The following is a 23,670-nucleotide window of genomic DNA, read 5'->3' on the forward strand; positions in this document are numbered from 1 at the left end:
ATCGCCCAGACTCACCATGATGTCAGCATTGTCCGAATTCACCACATCTGATTGCACCCTTTGCATCTCGCCGTCGCGGGAGGGCAGCCAATCGTTCACATGGCACAGACCGTCACAGAACAGGACAACTACCTCAGGATCGGACGCTTGACTCTGTCAACTCCCAGAACGCTCCTGCATAATCAGGCGGGTTCGCCATCAGAGCCAAGGAGGACCGGCCCATGCCGGGAGAGCACTGTGCCGGCTGCGGCACCGTCCGGACGGCCGGCGGCTGCGCATGCACCCCGGTTTCGTACGGCCGGTCGGGCTATCAGCCGGTGCACCCCGACCTGGAGGAGACCGCGGTCCTCCCGCACACCGAGGGCCCGCCGCTGGTCCGCCCGTACGTCCCGGCCGCTGCCGAGTACGAGGAGCCGGACCCGGACGCCTTCCCGACCGCGCTGCTGCCGCCGGTCCCTGCCCAGGACCAGCAGGCCACCACGCTGCTGCCGCCCGTACCGCCGCAGCACCACCCGTCCGTGTCCGCTCAGCAGCCCTACCCGCCGCAGTACCGGCCCGCACCGCCTCAGCGGCTGCCGTACCAGGCACCGCACCGGCCGCAGGACCAGGCCGCCGAGCTCGGGGTCTTCGCCTTCCAGGCGGGTGACGGGCCGGGCGGCAGGGCCGAGCGGCGGGCGCAGCAGCAGGCGGCGCCCATGAAGCGCAAGGTCGTCATGGCGGCGGCCGGGGCGGGAATCGTCGCGATCGGCGCCGGGATCGCCTTCGCCCTGGTGCCGGCTTCGGGGAACAAAGGCGTCAACCAGGCCGACCCGCTTCCGGTCGGCACCGTGCAGCCCCTGCCCACCAGCGCGGCCTCGAGCGTCCCGGCGACCACGGCCCCGGCCTCGGACAGCCCCTCCCCCACCCTGAGCAAGGCCAGCCCCAAGCCGAGCCCCACCCTCAGCCGGCTCCCGGTGATCGCCAAGGCGACCACGACCAAGCCGACCGCGTCCCCGTCGCCCAAGCCGACCACCGCGTCCCCGACGCCGAGCGGCCCGCGCACCCTGGGCCCGGGAACGAACGGTCCGGACGTCGCCGCCATGCAGCAGCAGCTCTCCAACTGCGGCTACCACGTACGGGCGAGCGGCAGCTACGACGACCGGACGACCAAGGCCGTGCGCAGTTTCCAGTGGGACGCGAACGTCGAGGGCGATCCGAGCGGCGTCTTCGGTCCCAACACCCGAGCGGCGCTGGACGACGCGTTCTGCTGAGCCCCCGGGCCGCCGGCCGGGCACCCCTGGACGGCGCGGGGAACCGCGCGGCCGAAGGCCCCGGCCGACCGCGGCACGCCTCACACGCCCGGGCCGTCACCCGGGCGGGTCAGCCGGTGACGGCGTTGAAGACGCTGAAGACGGCCATCAGCAGCATCACCACGGCGGCCACCCGGACGATGACCCGCATCGGCACGTACTGCAGCAGCTTCTGCCCGCCCACGATCGCGATCCCGCCGACCGCGCAGAGCGCCAGCCAGGCGCCGAGGCCGACCGACACCGGGTCGGCGTACTTGGCGGCGAGGTTGGCCGTCATGATCTGGGTCAAGTCGCCGAACTCGGCGACCGCGACGACCACGAAACTGGCACCGGCGACCTTCCAGAAGCTGCCCGAGGACGGCTCCTTGGCGGCGTGCCCCTCCTCGTCCTCGTCCTTGTGCCAGAGCAGCATCAGCGCACCCACCAGGAACAGCAGCCCGGTGATGCCCTCCACCCAGCGCTGCGGCAGCAGGGCGAGCAGGCTGCCCGCTGCCAGGGCGAGGCCCACATGGAGGGCGAAGGCGGCGGCGATCCCGGCGAAGACGTAGCTCGCCCGGTAGCGGGTGCCGAGGACCAGGCTGGCCAGGGCGGTCTTGTCGGGCAGTTCGGCGAGGAAGATGATGCCGAAGGTGAGGGCGGCGATGGTCAGGCTCATCGGGGGTGGATTTCCCTTGGTCGGGCTGCCCGGCCGGATGGCCGCCCATCGGGGGACGCCTCGGCCCGACAGCACTGGTCATGGTCACAGCACTGCGGCCGAAGGTCTCGCCGACACCCCCGTCACGGGCGGGTGTCCCGGGCGCCGGGCCCGCACGAGGCGAGGCCAGTATGTCGACGGTCCGGTGGAGGGCTACTCCCCTTCAACTCCGACCAGCCTACCTGACCCGGTGAGCGGCCTCGCGGGTCACCAGTCCCCGCCCCACCAGCTCGAGCACCGCAACGATCGCCACCGCCTCCACCGCGAGCAGCGCGATCAGCACGAACAGCTGGACCGCCCCGGCCTGGACGGGCGTCGCCCCGCCCAGCAGCATTCCGACGAAGGCGCCTGGCAGGGTGACCAGGCCCACCGTCCTGGTCTGGTCCAGTGCCGGGACGAGTGAGGTGGCCGCCGCCGTGCGGCAGATCTCCAGGCGCGCGTCCCGCTCCTCGAAACCGAGCGCCAGCGCCGCCTCCACCTCGCCGTGCCGCAGGCGCAGCTCGTCCAGGGCCCGGCGGCCGGCCAGCGAGGTGGCGGTGAGCCCGCCGCCGATCAGGATCCCGGCGACCGGGATGACCGACAGGCCCTTCGGCGGCAGGAGCCCGCCGGCGAGCAGCAGCACCAGCACCGGCAGCACACCGGCCCCGATCGGGACCGCGGCCCAGACCCAGCCGGGGCCGTCCGTCATCCGCCGCCCGGCGGTGCGCACCGCGACCGCGAACATCACCACGACGAACAGCGCGGAGGTCAGCACCGAGCCGACCACCCAGGTGATCGCGAAGGCGACGGCCGCGAGCTGCAGCACCGCCCGCAGGCCCGCCCGCAGGACGTCCCGCCCGTGTCCGAGCCTCCCCCATCCGGTGACCGCGACCGCCGCGAGCAGCAGCGCGGCCGCGACGACGCCGAGTGCGGGCGTGACCGGGAGCAGTTGGCCGGCGGCCGCCACCGCGCTCAGATCCAACTGGTGAACCACATCCGGCTCTGCCACTGAGTCATCGGGATCACCTCCGCCGTGTAGAGCGGGTAGAAGTACGCGAAGCAGGCCACGATCGCCAGCACGACGGCGCCCGCGCCGATGGCGCCCGTGCGGCGGCGCTGCGGTGAGCAGCCGGGCGGGCCGAGCATCGCTCCCAGCATCAGGGCCACCGCCAGGCAGAGGAAGGGCACCAGCACCACCATGTAGAAGGAGAAGATCGTCCGCTGCTGGTACTGGAACCAGGGCAGGTAGATCCCGGCGACGCCCGCCAGGATCGCCCCGGCCCGCCAGTCCCGGCGGAAGAACCAGCGCCAGAGCGCGTACGCCAGAGCGAAGCAGGCGGTCCACCAGAGCAGCGGGGTGCCGAGCGCCAGGATCTGGCTGCCGCAGCCGTCGGGAGCGGTGCAGCCGTGCTCGCCCTGCGACACCTGCTCCCAGTACATGCTGACCGGGCGGCCCTGGACCAGCCAGCTCCACGGGTTGGACTGGTACTTGTGCGGGCTGGTCAGGCCGGTGTTGAAGTCGTACATCTGCGCGTGGTAGTGCCACCAGCCGCGCAGCGCCGCCGGGACCCAGGTCATCGGGAGCTGCGGCAGCGGGACGTCCACCACAGGGGTGCGGGGCGGGGAGAGTCCGGCTCGGCCGTCGGCCCAGTGGCGGTCGAAGCCGCCGTCGGTGGCGAACCAGCCGCTCCAGGACGCCAGGTACACCAGTACCGCGACGCCCACCATGGAGAGGAAGGCGGGCAGCGCGTCCCGGCGGAGCATCGAGCGCCAGGGGCGGGCGGCCCCGGCCCAGCGGCGGCCGGACTGGTCCCAGACCACCGTCAGCAGGCCGAAGGCGGCCAGGATCTGCAGGCCGTTCCACTTGGTGGCGCAGGCGGCGCCGAGCAGCAGCCCGGCGGCGATCCGCCAGGGGCGCACTCCCAGCCGGACCTCGTCGCCGGCCCGGCCACCCTCGGCGCGGGCGGCGCGCAGCACGGCGCGGGTGTGGTCGCGGTCGATCAGGAGGCAGCCGAAGGCGGCGAGCACGAAGAACATCACCACCCCGTCCAGCAGCCCGACCCGGCTCATCACGAAGTGCAGACCGTCCACGGCCATCAGCAGCGCGGCGGTGCAGCCGAGCAGGGTGGAGGAGAAGAGCCTGCGGCCGATCCTCGCCAGCATCAGCACGCTGAGCGTCCCGAGCAGCGCGAGGACCACCCGCCAGCCGAAGGGGTGCAGCCCGAAGGCGGCCTCTCCGAGTGAGATGACCCACTTGCCGAGCGGCGGGTGCGCGATGAACTCGGGTGCCGCGGTGAGCGGGATGCTCTGCGGGACGGACAGGATCTGGAAGTTGGCGCTGTCCGGCCAGACGCCCTCGTAGCCCTGGTGAAGCAGCGACCAGGCGTCCTTGGGGTAGTAGGTCTCGTCGAAGACGAACGCGTTCGGGTGGCCGAGGTTCCAGAACCGCAGGACTCCGGCGAACAGCGCGACCGCGACCGGCCCGAGCCAGCCCGAGTGCCGGACCGCCCACTGCGGCGCGCGCAGGTACCGGGCGGCCGGCGCCGAGGCGGCGGGAGGGGGCAGGGGGTCGGTGCCGGTGACTGTCGGGTACGCCATGGCCTCGCCGGTTCCTCGCTTCGATCGCTGTGGTGGACGGCCCGGGCTGACACTATGTCGCCTCGAGGCCTAAACCCTAGCCAGCATCCGACGCGCCAGGCCCGGCTGCACCTCGTACTACGGTGGGCGTCCGGGTTGACCCTCGACCTGGTCGAGGCCGCAGAGTCGTCGGCGTGGAGAGCGGAGTGACGCAGGGCAGCGCGATGCGCAGCATCGGTGAGATGGCCAGGGACAGCGGGCTGAGCGTGAGTGCGCTGCGGTTCTACGACGGGGCCGGGGTGTTCGGGCCGGCCTGGGTGGATCCGCAGAGCGGGTACCGCTGGTACGCCCCCGACCAGGTGGCCGATGCCCGGCTGATCGCCCGGCTGCGCCGGGTCGGGCTGCCGCTGGCGGACATCTCTCGGGTGCTCGGCGGGCCCACCGAGGCGGCCCAGCTGGTGCTGGAGGGGCATCTGCGCCGGCTGGAGGACGGCCTGGCCGACGCGCGTCGCGAGCTCTCCGCGGTACGGACGCTGATCGACCTGAGGGAGAACCCGATGAATCTCGTTGCCGTGACCCGACTGACCGTTGCAGCAAAGGAGTTGGCCTCCGCACTGGACGCGGTGCGGTTCGCCGTGGGCACCGATCCGCAGCTGCCCGCCGTGGGCGGGGTGCTGCTGGAGGCGGACGGTGAGCTGCTGCGGCTGGTCGCCACCGACCGCTATCGCCTCGCCGTCGCCCAGGTACCGCCCACCGGTCCGGCGGAGGGCACGATGAGCGTGATCGCGCCGACCGCGTTCGTGGACGAGCTGCGCCCGCTGCTGGACGGCGCCGGGGAGGTCCGCCTGCTGGCGGAGGGCGACCGGCTGATCGCGACCGTCGGCGACCGATCGGTGCTGGGCGAACGGGTCGACCAGGACTACCCGGACTACCGCGCGCTGATCCGACTGGAGCCCACCCACCGGCTGACCCTGGACACCACCCACCTGCGCGAGGCGCTGGCGGCCGGGGCCACCCGCAGCACGGTCCGCGGCCAGGACGGGGTGGCGTTCGAGCTCTCGGTCCTGGCGGTGTCCGCGGACGGCTCGTTCACCGTGGCCGATCCAGAGGGCCCGGCGGACGGCCTTCGGGTGGGCGTGAACCGCGACTTCCTGTTGGAGGCCGTCGCGGCGGGCGGCGGGGAGCAGCTGGTGCTGGAGCTCGGCGGCCCCATCGCCCCGCTCGCCATCCGCTTCCCCGAGCGCGCGGACACCTTCTCCCTGCTGATGCCCACCACCCTGTCCTGAGTCCGCTCTTCCGGCCGGCCGCCCAGGGGCGCCGGCCGGAAGGCCCGGGGGATCGGCCGGGCGTGAACGGTTCCGGCCGCCATCCGCAGCACCTCCCCCGAGGATCTGCGGACGGCGGCCGAAGGTCGGCGTCAGGCGACGACCTGGAGCTCCCCGGTCGAGGTGAGCGACGTCCGAGTTGGGACCCGGTTCGCCGGGAAGCCTGCCGGCAGCACGGCGTTGTCCTGGACCGGCGTCAGGTGGGCCCGCAGCCGCAGGGCCAGAGTGACGATCAGCAGGGTGCAGAGCACCATCACCGCCAGGTAGAGCGGCCAGGTGCCGGAGCCGACCAGCAGCACACCGACGGCCGGGCCGACCGCGACGGCGATCTGCTTCACCAGGGCGTGCGCCGAGTTGTAGGTACCGAGCAGTCGGGTCGGCGCGAGGTCGGCGACGATCGGGCCCAGGGTGGGGGCCAGCAGGGACTCGCCGACGCCGAACAGGGAGTACACCGCGACGATCGCCACGGTCGCGGCCATCGCGTCGGAGCGGACCAGCCCGGCGGTGAGCGCCATCACCCAGGCGCCCAGCCAGACCACACCGGCGGCGGCCATCGCGGTGGTGCGGCGGCGGCGCTCGGTGAGCCTCACCACGAACATCTGGAGCACCACGATGGTCAGCGCGTTGACGCCGACGGCCAGGCCCAGGGTGGACGGCGCGGTGCCCACGGTGTCGGTGGCGAAGGCCGCGACACCGGACTCGAACTGGCCGTAGCAGGTGAAGAAGATCAGCCCGGCGAGCAGGCAGAGCCGCATCATGGCCTTGTCCGCGAACAGCGCGCGCAGCCCCTGCGGGCCGGCCTCGCCCTGCTCGACCTCGACCACGATCGGCTGAGCACCCGGGATGCGGGCGGTGCCGGCGACGATCGCCAGGCCCACGAAGGTCAGCGCCTCGATGGTGAACAGCCGGGTCAGGGTGGCGGGCTCGGCAACGTCCACGATCTGGCCGCCGACCAGGGCGCCGATGCCCATCCCCAGGTTGACCAGGGTGAACTGGAGCGCGAAGGCCCGCGAGCGGGTGGCCCGGGTCGAGCAGCGCACGACCATCGTGGCGAGGGCCGGCTGGCAGGTGGTGACACCGGCGCCGAACAGGAAGGACGCGATCATCAGGTCGGGCGTGCCGGTGGCGTGGCCGAACGCGAAGGCACCGGAGGCCGCCAGGGCGGTACCGGCGAGCAGCACCGGGCGAGGACCGTACCGGTCGATCCCGCGGCCGGTGAAGGGCAGCACGGCCAGCGCGGCCAGCGCGAAGACGGTGAAGACCATCCCGGCGGCGAGCGAGCCCAGGCCCCTGACCTGGTCCACGTAGACGAACATGTACGGCATCGTGAATCCGCTGCCGAACGCGCTGAGCGCATTGCCGATCTGGACGCGGCGCAGCGGGCCGCCCGCCCCGTGACGCTGCTGCCTCTGCTGCTTCACCGTGCCGGTCACCGTGCACACCCTTTCACTGGATAGCCTTCGATGGAGAAGACTTCAGGACTAAACTTCAGAGCTAAACTCTAAGCATCGGAAGCCTGAAGCGTCAAAGGCTTAACGCCTGCAGCCCTTCGTGGGAGAATGAGCGCCATGAGCGCACCGAAGCCCGGACAGGAGACCGACGGCGAGCTGGCTATCGCCGACCAAGTCGCCGTCTACCAGCGGGAGTTCCCCACCGTCGACCCACAGGTCGAGACCATCGTCTCGACCCTGTCCCGGGTCGCCCGACGGATGAGCGTCGCCTACGGCAGGCAGCTCACTGTGCTCGGAATCACCTCCGCCGAGTGGGAGGTGCTCAAGGCGCTGGTGGTCGCCGGCAGCCCGTACCGGATGGGCCCGGGCGAGCTGGCCAAGCGGCTCGGCCTCACCCCCGCCGCGATGACGCACCGGATCGACCGCATGGTCACCGAGGGCCTGGTCACCCGGGAACGCGACGAGGCCAACCGGGTCCGGGTGATCATCGAGCTGACCGAGGAAGGCCGCGACAAGTGGCTGGAGTCGATGCGGATGGCCGCGGTCTTCGAGGAGGAGCTGCTCCAGGACATCGCCCAGGCCGAGCGCCCCGTCCTCTCCACACTGCTCGGCCGGATGCTGCGCCGGATCGAGGAGACCCAGCCGGACGCCCTGGGCCGCACCGACGACCTGGACTGAGACCGACCGGGGAGCGGACCCGGGTCAGCTCCCCGTCGGGTCGTCCGGCCGGACGGCGACATGGTCCGGCTCCAGGTCCACCGCCACCCGGTGCTCCATGCCCAACGCCTCCAGGAACTTGCGGGGCAGCTGTACCCGGCCGGTGCGGTCCAGCATCACGTACTCGCGCTCGCTGACCGTCTCCGCGCCGTGCTCGTCCACCACCGTCCGCCGCAGCACCTCGCTGCTGGTCCGGCCGTCCCGGATCGCCACGGTGCGGCGCACCTCGCCCGCCACCATCGGGTCGTGGGTGACGATCACCACCGTGGCGCCCAACTCCCGGTTGACGGTGCGCAGCGCATCGAAGATCCCGGCGGCGGTCTCCGAGTCCAGCTCGCCGGTCGGCTCGTCGGCCAGCAGCACCGCCGGGTCGCCCACCATCGCCACCGCGATGGCCGCCCGCTGCTGCTGCCCGCCCGAGAGCTGGGCCGGCCGGAAGTGGGCGAGTTCACCCATGCCCAGCGCCTCCAGCAGTTCGGCCACCCGAGCCGATCGGCGCGCGGCGGCCCCGCGCGAGCGGGCCCGTCCGCGCAACTGCAGTGGCAGCGCGATGTTCTGAGCAACAGTCAGGTAGGGCGGCAGATTGCGCGCGGTCTGCTGCCAGACGAAGCCGACCACCTCCCGGCGGTAGCGCAGCCGGTCCCCGGCCGACATCGCCAGCAGATCGCGGCCCGCCACCCGGGCGCTGCCGGCCGTCGGCACGTCCAGGCCCGCCAGGATGTTCAGCAGCGTCGACTTGCCGCTGCCCGAGGCGCCCACCAGCGCCACCAGGTCACCCCGGTCCACCACCAGGTCGAGGCCCTGGAGGGCCTGCACCTCCACCCGGTCCGCGGTGAAGATCCGCACCAGCCGGTCGCAGACGATCGCCGCGTCCGCCCCGTAGCCGCTCGGCTCGGCGGCGGCCAGCGCCGCCCGCCGCAGGTCCTGGTAGCTGGGTGCCGCCTGGTCGGCGCTCATCGCACATCCCCCGCTCTCAACTCGGTGGTGATCTGTCGCCGCCCGGACACCGCCACCTCCGCGGCGACCGTGGCGGTCGCGACCGCCACGAGGGCCAGCACCTGGAGCAGCACCGGCAGCCAGGCGGTCCGCAGCCCGGCGGGCACGGGCGCGCCGACCAGCGCCGCCAGGTCGACCGCTGGGCCCAGCAGGGGTGCCGCGGAGAGGGCCACCAGACCCCCCGCGAGGGCGGCCACCAGCGGCTGCGGCAGCGCCTCGGCCAGGATCAGGGCCAGCCCCTGGCGCGGCCGCAGGCCCATGGTGCGCAGCCTGGCCAGTAGCGCGGCCCGCTCCGGCGCCGCCCGGACCAGGGTCAGCAGTACGGCCAGCAGCGCGAAGCCGCCCGCCGCCGCGACGGACGTCCAGAACAGCCGGGCGGCCGTGTGCTGGAGCGGGTCAGCGGCCAGCTCCTCAGCGGTCTCGGCCTTCGTCCGGACGGAGTAGGAGTCCCTGCCCTGCTGCCGGGACGCGGCACCGCTCGCGGACCCGGCACCGCTCGCGGACCCGGCACCGCTCGCGGACGCGGCGGCACTCGCACGCGCGGGGCCGGTCGCGGCCGCGTCGGCCGGGGAGAGCCGCTGGAGCAGCTCCCGCAACGGGTCGGCGGCGAGCCGGCCGGTGGCCAGCCACAGGTTGGGGCGGCCGATCCCCGGGAACCGGCGGGCGACCGGCCCGGCCGGGAGCACCATGGTCTTGCTCCCGCCCGCGCCGTTCACCGCCGGGGTGCCGTCGACCACTCCCGCCACCCGGACCTGGAGCTCCCCCGACCGCAGGCGCGCGGCGCGCGGCGCGCCGCCGAGCCGCTCGGCCACATCCGGGCTGGCCAGCGCCGGGACCGGGGAGCCGGCCCGGCCGTCGTCGGCCAACAGCGCCGGGTCGAAGACGCCCTGCCCCAGGTCGCGGGCGAGCGCGGCGTACACCACCGGGTCGATCACGATCACCGTGACGTCCGAGATCAGCGCACCGCCGGGGGTACCCACCGGTGCTGCGTCGAAGGTCCAGGCGGCGGTGGCCGCGCCGGCGCCGGGCAGCCGGGCCGCCGCCGTCGCGAAGCCCTCGGGCAGCGCGGCGGCGGAGACTGCCGCCACCCTGGCCCCGGCGCCCACCGCGGTGAGCGCGGCCCGCTCGCGTGCCGCGGCCACCGAGTCCAGCACGGTGGCGCCGAAGCCCGCCGTGGTCACCGCGAGCAGCAGGGCGAGCAGCGGCAGGACACTCGGCCGCTGGTGTCGGCCGTCGCCCCGGGCGGCCCGGGCCAGCCCGAGGAAACCCACCAGCCCGGGGCGGCGGCCCGCCCGGCGGGCCGCCCAGCCGATCAGCACCGGATGGAGCCTGGCCAGCACCAGGGCTCCGGTCAGCGCGAGCAGCAGCGGGGCGCCGACCAGCAGCAGGTCCACCCCGTCGCCGCCCGAGGCCACCCCGCGCCGCCGGACGGCGGCCAGCGCGCCGGCGGTGGCCGCCGCCACCGCGAGTTCGGCGACCAGGCGGCGCCGGCCGCCTCCCGGGCGCGGGGCGGCCGACAGTGCGAGGGCCCGCAGCGGAAGGCCCAGGGCCGCGACCAGGGTGACCGCCAGGGCGGCAAGCACCGAGGCGACCCACCGCCCGGTCGGCAGTACCACCAGCGCGAGGAGCGTCCCGGCGAGCCCGGCGGGCAGCACCGTCACCGCCGTCTCGCCGAGCAGTCTGCCGAGCACTCCGGCCCGCGAAGCGCCGCGGGCGCGGAGCAGGCGCAGCTCGCCGGCCCGGCGTTCGGCGGCGAGGGCCGCGGCCAGGCAGAGCACCGCGACGGCGACTGCGGCCGCGCCCGCGGGGCCGACCTCGGTGAGCGGTGCGACTGCGGTCTGCCGGTGCGCCGCCTCGTCGAACAGCTGCGGCAGCGTCGAGGTGACCTGGCTGCCCGGCTGCCCGAGGTCCGCGACCAGCCGGGTGTTCGCCGGTCCGGCGATCAGCGAGGCCACCGCGCTCCGGGCGGCGGGCAGCCGGTCGGCGTGCAGCGCGGCGAGGTCGAACGGGAGCTGGTAGAAGTCCGTGCTGCCGGCGCTCCAGGCGCCCAGCCCCGGCAGCCCGTCGCGGCCGACCAGGCCGGTGGCCGACCAGAACGGGACGGCCTCGAAGCCGATCCGTACGGTGCTCAGGCAGGCGGCGGCCAGGCACGGGGTGCCCGCCCAGAACGCGCTGTCCACCTGGTCGGGGCGGTACAGGCCGACCACCTCGGCGCTCACCCCGGCACCGGTCTCCGCCCCCGGGGCCCCGGCGTTCAGGGTCGAGCCCGCGCGTACGCCCAGGGTCGCGGCGGTGGCCTCGGACAGCGCCACCTCCACGTGTCCGCGCGGCGCCGCTCCGGTGGGCCACCGGCCGGCCACCAGGCGGGCGTGCCCGGCGGCGGCGTTCAGATAGACCAGGCCGAGCTTGGGCGGCAGCCCGCCGGGGCGGGGCAGTCCGCCGTCCGGCAGCTCGCGTGGGAACCGCCCGGCCGAGCCGTACACCGGGCCGCCGGCCGCCAGCCGCAGCGGCGCCGGGACGTCGCCGGCGATCGCCCCGGCCTTGCGGTCCAGGTCGGCCGCGGGATCACCCGACGCGGCTTCCGAACCGGCCGCGGGCGCGAACCGGCCGACCGTCACCGACACCGAGCCGGCCAACGGCCCGTGGCGGCGGACCAGTTCGCGCAGCGCCTGGTCCGCGCCCCGGTCCAGTGCGCGGGGCAGGGCGGCGGCCAGGAAGGCGGTGACGAACACCAGGGCGGCCGTCAGCAGTGCGGCGGTCGGCGCCGTCCGCAGCCTGGTCCGCACCCACGGCGCCCCGGCGAGAGACCGGGCGCGCGGCTCGCTCATGTCTCCTCCACGTACCGCAGCCGTGCGGTCAGATCCCGGTTGCGGCGAGGGCCGAGGAGCACCAGCAGCGGAAGGGCCGCGATCAGCAGGGCCATCAGCACGGCCTGGCCCAGCGGGAGGTGCACCAGCACCCCGGGCACCGGGCGGCGGGCCGCCGGGCTCAGCACGATCAGCGGGAGCACCAGGTGCGCCAGCAGCGCGCCGAGGCCGAGCCCCACGCCCAGCCCGAGCAGCACCAGCAGACCCTGCTCGGCCGCCACCGTCCGGGCCAGCCGGCGCCGGGAGGCGCCCAGCGCCAGCAGCACCGCGAACTCGCCCGCCCGCTCGGCCGCGGCGCCGGCGGCCGCGGCGGCGAAGCCGATCGCGGCCAGTACGGCGGCGGCCGCGGCCAGGGCCGCCAGGGCGTTCTGCGGGGCCGCGCCGATCGGGTCGTCGCGCAGGGCGGCCGCCACCTCGTCCCGCAGCTGCAGGGTCTGGGCACCGGCACCGGCCCGCAGCGCGGCCGCGGCCCTCGCCGGCACCGCATCGCCCCGTCCGGTGCCGGGCAGCCACCACTCGTCCGGGGCCGAGGGCAGGCTCTGCTGGTCGACCAGGGAGCGGTCCAGCGCCGCCAGGTCGACCGCGAGCGCGGGGCCGTCGGCCGTCGGCAGAGCGGCCACGGCGGCCGTGATCCGCACGCCGACCGCGGCGCCGCCCACCGGGACCAGGATCCGGTCGCCGACCGAGGCACCGACCGCCGTCAGATAGCCGCGGGTGGCGATCCCGGTGAGTTCGGGCACCGGCGCGGGGTGTCCCTGTGCATCGGCCGGGATCAGCGAACTGGTGCCCTGGGAGGTGCTTCCGGTGCGGTAGCGGAAGACCAGCGGGTTGTGCCCGTCCGTGCCGGCGGTGCCGCCGGAGGACGCCTGGTCCTGCTGCCCGGTGCCCGTCCGGACGGACCAGCCGAGGCCGGCCGGCACGGCTGCCGCGGTGGCGGGCCCGTCCGCGCTGTCGGCAGCGGATATCCGGTGGAGCGTCAGTTCACCGTTGAGCCAGCCCTCCTGGGCCGGAGTGGGAGTGACTTGGATCCCGGCGACGGTCAGCGGTGCGGCCGCCGAGCCCAGCGGTGCGCCCAACTCGGGCCCGAGGTCGACGGAGACCGTCCGGTCACCGGTGACCGGCAGCTCGGGGAGCCGCTCCTCGTACAGCACGCCGAACCGGTCGCGCAGCAGCAGGATCACTCCCGGGCCCTGCGAGGCGGCGGCCTGGCCGCTCAGCGTGAGGCTCAGGTCCAGGTCGATCCGGCGCGGGCGGCCCGGCAGCACGATCCCCGCCTGCGGGCCGGCGGGCACCGACCCGGCCAGCGGCCCGAACAGGTCGGCGACGGCGCGGCCGCCGAGCACGTCCGGACGGATCCGCAGACTGCGGGCGGCCGCCGCCGCGTCCAGTGCCAGCAGTTGGGCGTCGTTGCCGCCTGGCACCATCAGGTGCTTGCGGACGACCGGGATCAGGCGGTCACCGCCCGGCAGTGCGGCGTACCGGCCGCCCTGGCCCATCGACGCCAGGCCGGAGTTGGAGATCCGCAGGCCCGAGGCGGTGGCGAAGTCCGCCTGGTCGCCCTGGGAGCCGGACCAGGCGGTGCGCTGCCCCAGCGCGAGCATGCCGATCGAGACGGCGAGCACCAGCAGTAGCACCGGCCCCGCGCTGCGCCCGGGCCGGCGGGCGAACTGCCAGCCGAGCAGCGCCACCTCCAGGCCCGGCCGCAGCTCGGCCAGCCGCTCCCCCAGCCTGGCCACCAGCGGCAGCAGCCGCAGCACCAGGACGGTGCCGGCGGTCAGCGCCAGGGTCGGGGCCACGACGAGCAGCGGGTCGATGCCGAGCCGGCCGGCGCGGTCCTTGCTCAGGCCGCCGCCGGAGTAGTGGGCCAGTTGCTGGTAGGCCACCGCGGCAAGCGCGAGCAGGGCGAGGTCCGCGCCGGAGCGGGCCGCGCCTGCGACCAGCGCCCGACGCCGTCCGGCGCGCCGCAGTGCCGCGCTGCCGGCTGAGCGGAGCAGTGCGGGCACGGCGGCCAGCAGGACGCAGCCGAGTGCGCAGGCGGCCGCCGGCGGCCAACTGGTCCAGGGCAGAGCGGTGTTCAGCCGCGTATCCGCCAACGGCCCCCAGCCGGCCAGCAGCCGCACCAGCAGCGGGGTGAGCGGCGGGGCGAGCAGCGCGGCCGGCAGCGCGAGCAGGGCGGCCTCGGCGGCGGTGAGCGCGCCGATCCGCAGCCGCGAGGCGCCCCTGGCGGCCAGCAGCGCGTTCTCAGCGATCTGCCGCGTCGTCAGCAGGTGCACCACCAGCAGCAGTACGGCGATGGCGAGCACCGCCAGCTGCAGCAGTCCGATCAGCAAGGTGGACCTGGCCACCATCCGGTCCGACTCCAACTCGCCGAGGAATTCCGGGAGTTCGGTCTCGACCTGCAGGCCGTCGAGCGCCAGGTGGCCGGCCCGCTCCCGCAGCGCCTCGGCGTCGGCCGCCCGGAGGGCGCCGAAGTCGGCGGCGAGCAGGTAGTTGCGGCCGTCCTGGGCGAGAGCGGCCGCCGTGAAGGCGGTGTCGTCGACGAGCAGCGGTCCGTAGGTGGTGAAGGACTGGATCTGGACACCGCGCCCGCCCAGTTCGTCCAGTTTCCAGTAGGGTCCGTCCCGGTCCACGGCCTGGTACACGCCGGTGATCCTGACGGCGTGCGCGGTGCCGTCGTACCGGTCGACGAGGTTCACCACCGTCGGGAGGGCCGACGGAGTCAGGTGCAGCCGGTCGAGTGCCGCCTGCGGGACGGCCGCCTCGATCGGCGCGGTGGCGGCGGTGGCGGCTTGCGGCCACTGCCCGGCGAGCAGCCGGGCCTTGGAGCGGTCGAGCGAGGCGAGGTGGGTGATGTCGGGATTGGCGCCCGCGGCACCGCTCACCGGAGCACCGGGCAGGGCGAAGGACCGGCTGACGGCCACGCTGCGGACGCTGTCGGGCAACGGGGCGAACAGTCCCCGGCCCAGCCTCGCGACGGCGGCCTCCTCCGCGGCCCGCGCGCGGACGCCGCCGTGTCCGCGGACCAGCACGACCGTGCGGGAGAAGCCGGGCCCCTGGAGCGCGTGCCGCAGTCCGGCCTCGCCGACGCTCCGGTTGAACGCGGTGAGAGCGGTGAGCGAGGCGGTGGCGATCAGCACGGTGAGCATCGCGGCGAACGCCGTCAGGAGCCGCCCGCGGAGTCGGCGCACCACGAAGCCGACCATCTGCGCACCTCCCCCGACCGGGCCCACTGTCACCGGATAGCGGAGATTATGGTCAGATTCAATCCGACTACGAAAGGGTCTTGCGTGAATCATGTGACAGAAGCGCACACTTGAGCATGGCGATCCCCCAACAAGACTCATCCGTACCGATGGTGACGGTCCGGAACGTGACCAGGCGCTTCGATTCCGGTGCCGGCCAGGTGTTCGCCCTGCGCGGGGTCTCCTTCGAGGTGCGGCGGGGCGAACTCACCGCACTCAAGGGCCGGTCCGGATCGGGCAAGACCACCCTGCTCAACCTGGTCGGCGGCCTGGACCGCCCGACCAGCGGCGAGATCGAACTCGACGGCACCGGTCTGACCCGGCTGGACGAGGAGGGCCGGCTGGCCCTGCGGCGGGAGAGGATCGGCTTCGTGTTCCAGTCCTTCGGGCTGATCCCGATCCTCAGCGCCGCCGAGAACGTGGGCGTTCCGATGCGGCTGCGCCGCGTCCCGGTACGCGAGCGCGAGGAGCGGGCGCGCACCCTGCTCGCCCTGGTCGGCCTGGCCGACCACGCGCAGCAGCGTCCGGGTGAGCTCTCCGGCGGCCAGCAGCAGCGCGTCGCCATCGCCCGCGCCCTGGCCAACGAGCCGTCCTTGATCATCGCGGACGAGCCGACCGGCCAGCTGGACTCCGAGACCGGACGGTCGGTCATGGAGCTGCTGCGAGCAGTCGTCCGCAGCGAGGGCGTCACCGCGCTGGTGGCCACCCACGACCCGGCGCTGATGGAACTCGCGGACCGGGTGGTGGAGCTCGCCGACGGCCGGATCGTCGAGGCCGCCCCGGGCGCGTCGGCACCCGGGGCGGCCTGACCTGTCGGTGGGCCGGTCAGCAGGGGCCGTTGTCGGCCCAGACGCCCCACTGGCCGCTGATCGACGGGTCCTCGCCCTGGGTCCACCACTTGTTGGTGTAGTAGTGACCCTTCCAGGAGACCTTGGTCCCCGGGGCCGCGTAGACCGTCGAGGGGTTCCAGCCCGGGGCGCCCGCGCAGGAGGTGGGCGACGGGCTGGGCGAGCCGCTCGGGGAGGAGGACGGAGAGCTGCTGGTGGAGGACGACGGCGAAGAGGTCGGCGGCGCCGGGCAGTTGGCCGCGGAGCCGTTGGTCGCGTTCACCATGGTGTCGAACGGCGAGGTCTGGGTGCCCAGGTCGTAGAGCGAGAAGGCGAAGGAGCCGCCGAGGCCGTTGCAGTGCGCGTAGTCCAGCTTGGCCTGGATGGACCGGGCGTTCTCACCGCTCCAGAAGGTGGTGCCGTCGTAGAAGTAGGAGGTCTTGGCGGCGTCGTCCCAGTAGGTGTAGGCCGGATTGTCGACGAAGCCGTTCAACTCCTTGTACATCCGGGTGCCGTTCACGTTGCCGGACATCGGAGCGCCGGTGGCCGGCCCCGTCGCGCTCTGGAACAGGCCGTGGTTGTCGCCCGCGGGCGCCCCGGTCCAGCCGCGGTAGTAGAACGGGACACCCATATTGATTTTGTTGGCGGGGAAGCCGCCGGGGATCCCGTACTGCGGGTCGCCGACCGTCCAGGCCTTGATGGCGTTGTCGATCGAGTACTTGCCGTTGCCCGGCTTGACCGGCGTCATCGGGTCGTTCGGGCCGGAGTAGATCGGGGCCTGGTGGTTGGTGGGCCCGGTCGGGTCCCAGGCGCCGTGCATGTCGTAGGTCATCACGTCCAGGAACGTGAGGTACTGGCCGATCTTGTCGGTCTCGACGTTCTGGATCTTGTCCTGGCCGGCGCCGACCGCCGCGGAGAGCGCGTAGGTCTTGTTGTCCGCCTTGCCCTGGGCGTCCAGCTCGGAGCGGAACTCGCCCAGCAGCGCGGTGAAGTTCTGCTTGTCGGCCGGCGAGGCGTGGTTGCCGAGGTGGCCGCCGCCGCCCGGGTACTCCCAGTCGATGTCGAAGCCGTCGAAGATGCCCGCACCCGTGCCGGGCCCGCCGAAGCCGCCCTGCGCGGGCAGGTTGCCCTTGACGAACATGTCGATGCAGGAGGAGACGAGCTTCTTGCGCGAGCCGTCGCTGGCTGCCGCATCGGAGAAGTACTTGGAGTAGGTCCAACCGCCGATCGAGAGCAGGACCTTGAGGTTCGGGTTCTTCGCCTTCAGCTTCTTCAGCTGGTTGAAGTTGCCGACCAGCGGCTGGTTCCAGGTGTCGGCGACGCCGTCCACGCCGGTGCTCGCGTCGTACGTCTTCTGGTAGTCGGCGTAGGCGTCGCCCGCGCCGTCACCGGCGCTGGGGTTGTTCTCGTCCTGCGAGGCGGCTTTGGTGGCCTCGAAACAGGTGAGGTTCACCGGGTCGATGTTGGCGAAGTCGTAGATCAGGTAGTCCAGTTTGGAGGCCACGCCGGTGTCCTGGACCGTCTTCGGGTAGTACGCGTTGGCATAGATCGACCACTGGTCGAAGTACGCCACCTTGATGCCGCCGCTGGTCGCCGGGGCTCCGGTGGAGTTGGTCGGCGCGGCCTGGGCGGTGGCACCCGCGCCGAGCGTGAGGCCCGCGCCGAGCAGCAGGGACGCCGCGGCGCCGACCGCCAGCCCGGTCAGGCTCTTCGACCGCCCTCTGCGGGGCGGCTCCTGGTACCTGGGGAGAACACGGTCCATGAGTGCATGACTCCTCGTCGTGGGGGACTGCCGCCCCCTTGGGGGAGCACACGCGGGGTGGGGCCACGTGGCCAGGGGCATGACAGCGGAATGGGGACAAGCACGGTGCTGCGACGGGCAGATGAGTGCGCGGAGCCGGCACTGGAGGTCTGGACCACCGGCGCCGGCCCAGGGCTCCCTGCACCTGCCCTCAAAAATGGACTAGACCAACTCCGCCGTCAAGGGACCGAGTTGCCACTTGACCCCGCCTTAAGGTTCCGCCCGGGCCCGGACAGCACGACGCCGGCCCCGCGGCTGCGCGGGACCGGCGTACGGGAGCCTCAGAGCTTGTCGATCTCGGTCAGGTCCAGGTCGATCTCGAACGGGACGACGACCTTGAGGTGATCGTGGAAGATCCCGGTGGGGACGTAGGTCTCGGTCGCCGGGTCGAGCTCGTAGACGTAGACGACGGGCCGCCGCCCCTCACCCTTCTCCACCCGCCAGAAGTGCGGGATCCCGGCCTGCGCGTACTTGCGCGGCTTGGTCTCCCGGTCCCGCTCGGCCGAGTCCGGTGAGACGACCTCGACCGCGAGGACCACGTCCTGCGCCCGGTAGCCGGTCTCCTCCGCATCCTCGGTGACCGCCTCGGCGCGCACGATCGAGACGTCCGGCTCCGGCCGGTTGTGCTTTCCGAGCACCACGCTCATCTCGCGCACGACGCGGAAGCCGTTCGGACAACTTCCCCGCAGCCTCCACTCGAGCAGAGAGACCACCAGCGCGTGGAAGTACTTCTGCGGACTCATGAAGACGAGGCTCCCGTCGATCAACTCCGTGTGCGGCGGGAGGCCAGGCATGTTGTCGAGATCGTCGGCGGTGAACCCGCCCTCTGGCGGGATGAGCCAGTCTGGTACGGCAGTCATCATCACTCCCATGGGCACGACTCTGGCCGACAGAGCCAGCGTACCGAGCGGGTACCGCAAGAAGGCACTCTTCAGAGTGAGGATTCAGTAGCGCAGCGCGGTCACCACCACGGCCGTCACCTGGCCCGGGAACTCGCGGTGGCTGCGGGCCGCCGCGTCGGCGGTGGCGCCCGGCGCGACCTCGGGGACGTTGACCACCACGGCGTCCAGCAGCTTGCCCGACCCGTCCTTGAAGTCCACCTCGATGATGTAACGGAACGGCTTGGACTGGTGGTTGGTGATGGTGAGCGGCGCGTCCGTGGTCCCGTCGGTACCCCGGACCACCGGCCCGATCACCACGTCATCCGTGGCGTTCAGACCACCCTTCACCCCGGCCAGCGCGGACGAGGCGGCGGACTCGGCGGAGGCCAGTGCCGAGGCCGCCTGGGACGCCAGACCGCTTGCCGCCGAGGCTAGTGCCGATTGGGCGGCCGAGACCGCCGAGGAGGCCGGCGAAGCCGGCGGCTTGCCGGACGAGGCGCACCCTGCCAGCCCGCCTCCGGCGCACAGCACGGCTGCGGCCGCCGCGAGCATGCCCTGGACTTGACGGTGCTTCATGACTGCTCCTCGCCGGGCTCTCCCCGCTCCATCGCTCAGGACAGGCCGGTGCCCTCGACCTGGAAGGCCTCCTCGTCGGCGGCGCGGGCCTCGCGGCGGCGGATCACGTCCTTCCGGCGGGTCACCACGGCGGCCGCGGCGAGCGCGGCGGCGGCGAAGGAGATCAGGCCGATCGAGGTGCGGTCGAGGCAGTGCCCGGTGACCTCGTCCAGGGAGAAACGGCCCGCCCCGGAGATGCCGAGGGCGAGGCCGCAGGCGCCGAGCAGGGCCGGGTACTCGTAGCCGCCCGAGGTGACGAAGAAGCCGGCCGGGGCACTCACCGAGACGGCCCCGGCCATGGTGCCCGCGACGATCGATCCGGCGGCCGGGGTGGCCAGCCCGGCGAGCAGCAGGGCACCGCCGCCCGCCTCGCCGAGGCCCGCCGCGAGAGCGCTGCGACGGCCCGGCTCGAACCCCATCTGCTCCATCGCACTGGCGGTCCCCTCCAGACCGCCGCCGCCGAACCAGCCGAACAGCTTCTGGGTACCGTGAGCGAAGAGCACCCCGCCGACGGCGGCGCGCAGGGCGAACAGCCCTAGGTCCTTACGGCTGAGACAGGTCATGATGGGCCCTCGGATCGTGCCGGTTGACGGTGCGCCTCCCATACCAGCCGAAGGGCGGGCCCGGAACGACCCGGGAACGCCATCCGGGCGAACCCGACCCCATCGGCCGAGTACCCCGAACGCAAGGACGTACCGATGCAAGAGCAGCAGCCCGAGTACCACCTGGACGGCCGGACCGTGTCCGACGAGCCGTCGTTCTACACCGCACTGGGCCGCGCTCTCCGTGCCCCGGACGGCTACTACGGCAGCAACCTGGACGCCCTGGCCGACTGCCTACGCGGCGGCTTCGGCCCCGAGCCGCCGTTCACCCTGGTCTGGGAGGACTCGGCCCACGCCCGCCACCACCTGACCCGCCGCCTCCCGACCTCCGGCGACCGCACCCGGAGCTACTTCGACGCCATCCTGGACGTCCTGTACGAGTACGGGGTCACCGTCCGGCTCGAGTAGTACGACGCCGATGCTCGCCCTCAGGCCCGACGGCACGGCCGTCGACGTGGTAGACGGGCGCGAACGGGTCGGCGAGGCGCAGCAGGGCGGACCGGATGCGGCGGGCGTGGCCATCGGCGCAGCGGCCGGGGACGTGGCCGGGTCCGACCCAGGCGATCTCACCGATCCGGGCGAGTGCCCTGGCGGGGATGGTCGCGGTGGCCGCCGCCTGGGTGGTGACCTGGGCGCCGAAGACGTGGTTCACGGTCTGCGGCGAGTGCGGGTGCGGCGTGATGTCCACGATGAGGGCGTCACTGAAGTGCAGCTCCAGCCCGGTCTCCGCGCGTACCGTGCGGGTGGCGGCCAGGTGCGGCAGCTCGCCCGAGCGGGCGGGACCGCCGGGCAGGGTCCAGCCGTCGCGGTCATCGGGGTTGACCAGCAGGACGAAGCCCCGGGGGTCGGTGATCAGGCCCTGGCACTCCATCCGGATCGGGGAGTACTGGGCGGGGGCGAGGTCGGCCCGCCCGGGAGGATCCGACCAGGCGCCGTAGTCCGTGTTCATGAAGGTGGTGGGGCGGTACGTCATTTCGTCAACCCCCCTTCCAGGGTGCCGCCCAGTGCCTGCACGACCGGCACGCCGTGCAAGGCGGCCACGACGGCGGGCCAGCAGACCCCGAACCGGCCACAGGAGCATCGCCAGGGGGCTACTCCATCAACTGCACTACCGTCCCAGCGAGTTGAGTTACGACATTCCTCGCCGGGGCAGGTCGGCGGTTCGTCCACGCCGGCCGACTCCGCAACCTGGGGCTCTTGCAACGAGCCTGCACCCACTCCAAACACAGCCACTACCGCTCCTCTCCGTGATCGAGGCTGCCGTGCTGCGCGGCAGCATCACTCAGGACCAGGCGGACGAACGAGTCGCCTTTCTGGCGAATCGCCAGCGCCTGCTGGAGCAGAAGTCCCCACCGATCATCCATGCGGTTATGGATCAGAGCTGCCCGGCCCGGCCGATCGGCGGACGTGAGGTGATGTTTGAGCAGTTGTCTCACCTGGAGCACCTGGCAGTTCGCCCGAACAACACGGTTCAGATCGCCCCGTTCAGCCTTGGCGAACACCGTCCGTTCACGTTGCCCGTGGCTCTGCTGACACTGCCCGATCACACGGTGGTCGGCTACACCGAATCCCAAGCTCGAGGCTACCTGGAGCGTGCGCGTGAAGCCGTCGCGGCCTGGGAACGAGACTACGATCAGCTACAGGTGGAGTCGTTGTCCAAGGCGCGTCCCTGGCCCCGATCCGCGACGTTCGAAAGGACCTTGAGAATGCATGACTTGGCTGACGCTTCCTGACTCAAGTCCTCCCACAGCGACAACGGCGGTTCCTGCGTCGAAGCAGCCCCGGGCTTCCCCGGCGCAGTCCCCGTCCGCGACTCCAAGGACCCCGAAGGCCCGGCCCTGATCTTCTCCATCGAAGCCTTCGCCGTCTTCGTCGCAGGCGTCAGGAACGGCGAGTTCGGCGAGGTCTGACCGCCCGCCCGAACCCGAGGACCCTCGAACGGCCAGAACGTGGTCACCGGCATCAGCGAGCTCTACCACCCCTAGCTAGAGCCGGTACCGTGCGAGGTCCGGCGCCCTACCCCTCGCGCCGGCCCTGGCGCTGCTTCGGGACGGTGCCACGGTCACGTTCGCGGGACGGCAGTCACAGCTCGCGGAACAGCCCCGGCTCGTGCACCAGCCACTCGAACGGCCCCTGTTGCAGGATCGCGCCCAGCTCGAGCACCACGATCCGATCGGCCACCGCCCACCCTCGCCGCCGCCTCCTCGCGCAGCATTCCGATATATCTAAACGATCGACATATCTCAATCGATGACCTATGGTCTCCCCATGGCAGACCGTCAACTCCAAGAGCCGACACGCCTCGTGCTCACCGCACTGGCCGACGCCCCCCGGCACGGCTACGCGATCATCCAGGAAGTCCTGGCCATCTCCGGAGGCCGGACCAAGCTGCTCACCGGCACCCTCTACACGGCCCTGGACCGCCTGCTCCAGCAGGGCCTCATCCGGATCGACCACGAGGAGGTCGTGGACGGACGCCTGCGCCGCAGCTTCACTCTGACCGAGCAGGGTCGCAGCGTCCTCGGCGAGGAGACCGAGCGCCTGCGCGCGGGCGTGGCCGAGGCCGACCGCCGGCTCGCGCTCGGCCGACTCCAGCTGCACGGGGGGACGGCGTGAGCGACCCGACCGCGGTGACGACCACGAGCACGGCCACGCCTGCGACCACGCCCGTGGCCGGCACTCGCCCGCTCCCCGCGAGGCTCCCACTACGCGCCCTCTACCCCGCCAAGTACCGTGCCGCACACGGTGACGAGATCACCGCCGTGTTCGCCGAAGTCGTCCAGGATGCCGAGCTCGGCACCGGGCTGCGCGAGTGGGCCGCGCTCGCCGCGCACGCCCTGCGGCTGCGCACCCGCCTCAGCTCGGCCGACCCCGTCGGCCGGATCGCCGCCGGCGCCGCGCCGTTCGTCCTCGCGGGCGGCGCCGGCCTGAGTGCGGTCCACCTGCTGCTCGGGTTCATCCACCCCGACTTCCCCTACGGCTGGGGGAACCCCGTCCGGGCCGCCGCGGGCCTGCTGCAGACCGGTCCCTGGCTCCTGGCTCTGCTCTGCGCCGGTCTCGGCCGCTGGTCGGCGGCTCGCGCTCTGGTCGTGGTGGGCACCCTCGGGCGGCTCGCGATCGTGCTGGCGTTCCATCACGTCCACTCCGGGCCGGCGTGGGCGCAGTACCACGGCCTCCTCGGCTTCTGGACCACCCTCGGCGCACTGCTGCTCGTCGCCCCACCGGACGGCGTCGACCTGTCCCGGCGCGGCCGCAGCGGAGTCGCGCTCGCCGCCATTGCCGTCGCCGTGCCGCTCTGCACGCTCCTGGTCCTGTGGCAGGTCCCGCGGCCCTCCCGCCCGGACGCGTTCTTCGACCTGGCCTTCTCGCCGACCCTCGAACGCCTGACGGACGACTCCAGCCATTGGCCCGCTGCGGTGCTGAGCCTCGCCCTCCTCCTCCACCTCGGTGCCCGGCGCCCCGACCGTCTGCGCGCCGCCGGCATCGCGCTGGCGGCGCTCCCCTGGACGGTCCTGGTCAGCCCGCCGTTCTCCGAGCAGCCCGCGTTCGACAGCCGCGAGCTACTGCACAACACCGTGGTCGTCCTCGGCCTGCTCGGCGGCGCCACGCTCCTGGCCGCCGTCAGCCGCACCTACTGGCGCACCCGCCCCGTCGAACCCGCCGGTCTGGTGTGACAACCCACCTCCCCGGCTGACCCTCCGGCCCCGCTCTCCCGCCACCTCAGGCGCCCACTTCGTGGGCGCCTGAGGTGTATCCGGCCGCCGCAGCGCCGCCATCTGCGGTGCAACCGACGGCGCGGCCGGTCGG

20 protein-coding genes and 1 pseudogene are annotated in these 23,670 nt (G+C 73.2%); 9 read left to right on the forward strand and 12 right to left on the reverse strand.

Annotated elements, in window-relative coordinates:
• The first annotated feature begins 221 nt into the window (after positions 1–221).
• Complete coding sequence (locus tag ACWDAK_RS17065) at positions 222–1,250, forward strand: peptidoglycan-binding domain-containing protein (protein WP_344634276.1); 1,029 nt, start codon at positions 222–224, stop codon at positions 1,248–1,250.
• A gap of 109 nt (positions 1,251–1,359) precedes the next feature.
• Here the strand turns inward: ACWDAK_RS17065 and ACWDAK_RS17070 are convergent, their stop codons facing one another.
• The 3 genes from ACWDAK_RS17070 to ACWDAK_RS17080 all read right to left on the reverse strand — a co-directional run bounded on the left by ACWDAK_RS17070 (position 1,360) and on the right by ACWDAK_RS17080 (position 4,560).
• Positions 1,360–1,944, reverse strand: a complete 585-nt coding sequence (locus ACWDAK_RS17070; protein WP_344634277.1) for a TMEM165/GDT1 family protein — start codon at positions 1,942–1,944, stop codon at positions 1,360–1,362.
• 217 nt (positions 1,945–2,161) lie between these two features.
• A complete protein-coding gene (locus ACWDAK_RS17075) occupies positions 2,162–2,971 on the reverse strand; it encodes an ABC transporter permease (protein ID WP_344634278.1) in 810 nt (269 codons plus the stop codon).
• On the reverse strand, positions 2,935–4,560 hold the full coding sequence (locus ACWDAK_RS17080; RefSeq protein WP_344634279.1) for a dolichyl-phosphate-mannose--protein mannosyltransferase: 1,626 nt from the start codon (positions 4,558–4,560) through the stop codon (positions 2,935–2,937). Before ACWDAK_RS17080 ends, ACWDAK_RS17075 begins: the two co-directional genes overlap by 37 nt.
• Before the next feature lie 173 nt (positions 4,561–4,733).
• Here ACWDAK_RS17080 and ACWDAK_RS17085 point away from each other — a divergent pair, with 173 nt between their 5' ends.
• Positions 4,734–5,825, forward strand: coding sequence for a DNA polymerase III subunit beta family protein (locus tag ACWDAK_RS17085; protein ID WP_427393835.1), 1,092 nt, complete (start codon positions 4,734–4,736; stop codon positions 5,823–5,825).
• 131 nt (positions 5,826–5,956) lie between these two features.
• On the opposite strand, the gene ACWDAK_RS17090 is transcribed toward ACWDAK_RS17085, so the two are convergent.
• Positions 5,957–7,297 (reverse strand): MFS transporter, encoded by a 1,341-nt coding sequence (locus ACWDAK_RS17090; RefSeq protein WP_344634281.1) that lies wholly within the window; start codon positions 7,295–7,297, stop codon positions 5,957–5,959.
• 135 nt (positions 7,298–7,432) lie between these two features.
• Between ACWDAK_RS17090 and ACWDAK_RS17095 the strand changes: the two genes are divergently transcribed.
• On the forward strand, positions 7,433–7,993 hold the full coding sequence (locus ACWDAK_RS17095) for a MarR family winged helix-turn-helix transcriptional regulator (protein WP_344634282.1): 561 nt from the start codon (positions 7,433–7,435) through the stop codon (positions 7,991–7,993).
• 24 nt (positions 7,994–8,017) lie between these two features.
• Here the strand turns inward: ACWDAK_RS17095 and ACWDAK_RS17100 are convergent, their stop codons facing one another.
• From ACWDAK_RS17100 to ACWDAK_RS17110, 3 genes are read right to left on the reverse strand one after another with little or no spacing between them, the layout of a single operon-like run.
• Entirely contained in the window at positions 8,018–8,989 is a 972-nt protein-coding gene (locus tag ACWDAK_RS17100; RefSeq protein WP_427393836.1) for an ABC transporter ATP-binding protein, read from the reverse strand.
• A complete protein-coding gene (locus ACWDAK_RS17105) occupies positions 8,986–11,856 on the reverse strand; it encodes a hypothetical protein (RefSeq protein ID WP_427393837.1) in 2,871 nt (956 codons plus the stop codon). Before ACWDAK_RS17105 ends, ACWDAK_RS17100 begins: the two co-directional genes overlap by 4 nt.
• Positions 11,853–15,098 (reverse strand): FtsX-like permease family protein, encoded by a 3,246-nt coding sequence (locus tag ACWDAK_RS17110; RefSeq protein WP_427393838.1) that lies wholly within the window; start codon positions 15,096–15,098, stop codon positions 11,853–11,855. The genes ACWDAK_RS17105 and ACWDAK_RS17110 overlap by 4 nt, the downstream gene beginning before the upstream one ends.
• Before the next feature lie 149 nt (positions 15,099–15,247).
• On the opposite strand from ACWDAK_RS17110, the gene ACWDAK_RS17115 reads away from it, so the two are divergent.
• Positions 15,248–15,946 (forward strand): ABC transporter ATP-binding protein, encoded by a 699-nt coding sequence (locus tag ACWDAK_RS17115; RefSeq protein WP_425557512.1) that lies wholly within the window; start codon positions 15,248–15,250, stop codon positions 15,944–15,946.
• 16 nt (positions 15,947–15,962) lie between these two features.
• On the opposite strand, the gene ACWDAK_RS17120 is transcribed toward ACWDAK_RS17115, so the two are convergent.
• The 4 genes from ACWDAK_RS17120 to ACWDAK_RS17135 all read right to left on the reverse strand — a co-directional run bounded on the left by ACWDAK_RS17120 (position 15,963) and on the right by ACWDAK_RS17135 (position 19,824).
• On the reverse strand, positions 15,963–17,726 hold the full coding sequence (locus ACWDAK_RS17120; protein ID WP_427393839.1) for a glycosyl hydrolase family 18 protein: 1,764 nt from the start codon (positions 17,724–17,726) through the stop codon (positions 15,963–15,965).
• A 320-nt stretch (positions 17,727–18,046) separates the two neighbouring features.
• Positions 18,047–18,625, reverse strand: coding sequence for a Uma2 family endonuclease (locus ACWDAK_RS17125; protein WP_344634288.1), 579 nt, complete (start codon positions 18,623–18,625; stop codon positions 18,047–18,049).
• Between the two features lie 84 nt (positions 18,626–18,709).
• Positions 18,710–19,222 carry a hypothetical protein gene (locus ACWDAK_RS17130; protein WP_344634289.1) on the reverse strand — a complete coding sequence of 171 codons (513 nt, stop codon included), beginning with the start codon at positions 19,220–19,222 and terminating at the stop codon, positions 18,710–18,712.
• A gap of 35 nt (positions 19,223–19,257) precedes the next feature.
• Positions 19,258–19,824 carry a DoxX family protein gene (locus ACWDAK_RS17135; RefSeq protein ID WP_344634290.1) on the reverse strand — a complete coding sequence of 189 codons (567 nt, stop codon included), beginning with the start codon at positions 19,822–19,824 and terminating at the stop codon, positions 19,258–19,260.
• A 135-nt stretch (positions 19,825–19,959) separates the two neighbouring features.
• On the opposite strand from ACWDAK_RS17135, the gene ACWDAK_RS17140 reads away from it, so the two are divergent.
• The gene (locus ACWDAK_RS17140; RefSeq protein WP_344634291.1) at positions 19,960–20,271 is read left to right on the forward strand and encodes a barstar family protein; all 312 of its coding nucleotides are present in this window, start codon (positions 19,960–19,962) and stop codon (positions 20,269–20,271) included.
• Here the strand turns inward: ACWDAK_RS17140 and ACWDAK_RS17145 are convergent.
• Complete coding sequence (locus tag ACWDAK_RS17145; RefSeq protein WP_427393840.1) at positions 20,252–20,836, reverse strand: NUDIX domain-containing protein; 585 nt, start codon at positions 20,834–20,836, stop codon at positions 20,252–20,254. The genes ACWDAK_RS17140 and ACWDAK_RS17145 overlap by 20 nt on opposite strands.
• Before the next feature lie 274 nt (positions 20,837–21,110).
• On the opposite strand from ACWDAK_RS17145, the gene ACWDAK_RS17150 reads away from it, so the two are divergent.
• The 4 genes and pseudogenes from ACWDAK_RS17150 (at position 21,111) to ACWDAK_RS17165 (ending at position 23,537) form a co-directional block, all read left to right on the forward strand.
• Entirely contained in the window at positions 21,111–21,596 is a 486-nt protein-coding gene (locus ACWDAK_RS17150; RefSeq protein WP_427393841.1) for a DUF5753 domain-containing protein, read from the forward strand.
• 15 nt (positions 21,597–21,611) lie between these two features.
• Positions 21,612–21,773 (forward strand): annotated as a pseudogene (locus tag ACWDAK_RS17155) (DUF397 domain-containing protein); the annotation flags it as partial.
• Between the two features lie 358 nt (positions 21,774–22,131).
• Positions 22,132–22,479 carry a PadR family transcriptional regulator gene (locus ACWDAK_RS17160; protein WP_344634294.1) on the forward strand — a complete coding sequence of 116 codons (348 nt, stop codon included), beginning with the start codon at positions 22,132–22,134 and terminating at the stop codon, positions 22,477–22,479.
• Positions 22,476–23,537, forward strand: a complete 1,062-nt coding sequence (locus ACWDAK_RS17165) for a hypothetical protein (RefSeq protein WP_344634295.1) — start codon at positions 22,476–22,478, stop codon at positions 23,535–23,537. Before ACWDAK_RS17160 ends, ACWDAK_RS17165 begins: the two co-directional genes overlap by 4 nt.
• Positions 23,538–23,670: the final 133 nt, after the last annotated feature.

The sequence above is a fragment of the Kitasatospora sp. NPDC001175 genome (assembly GCF_053598215.1).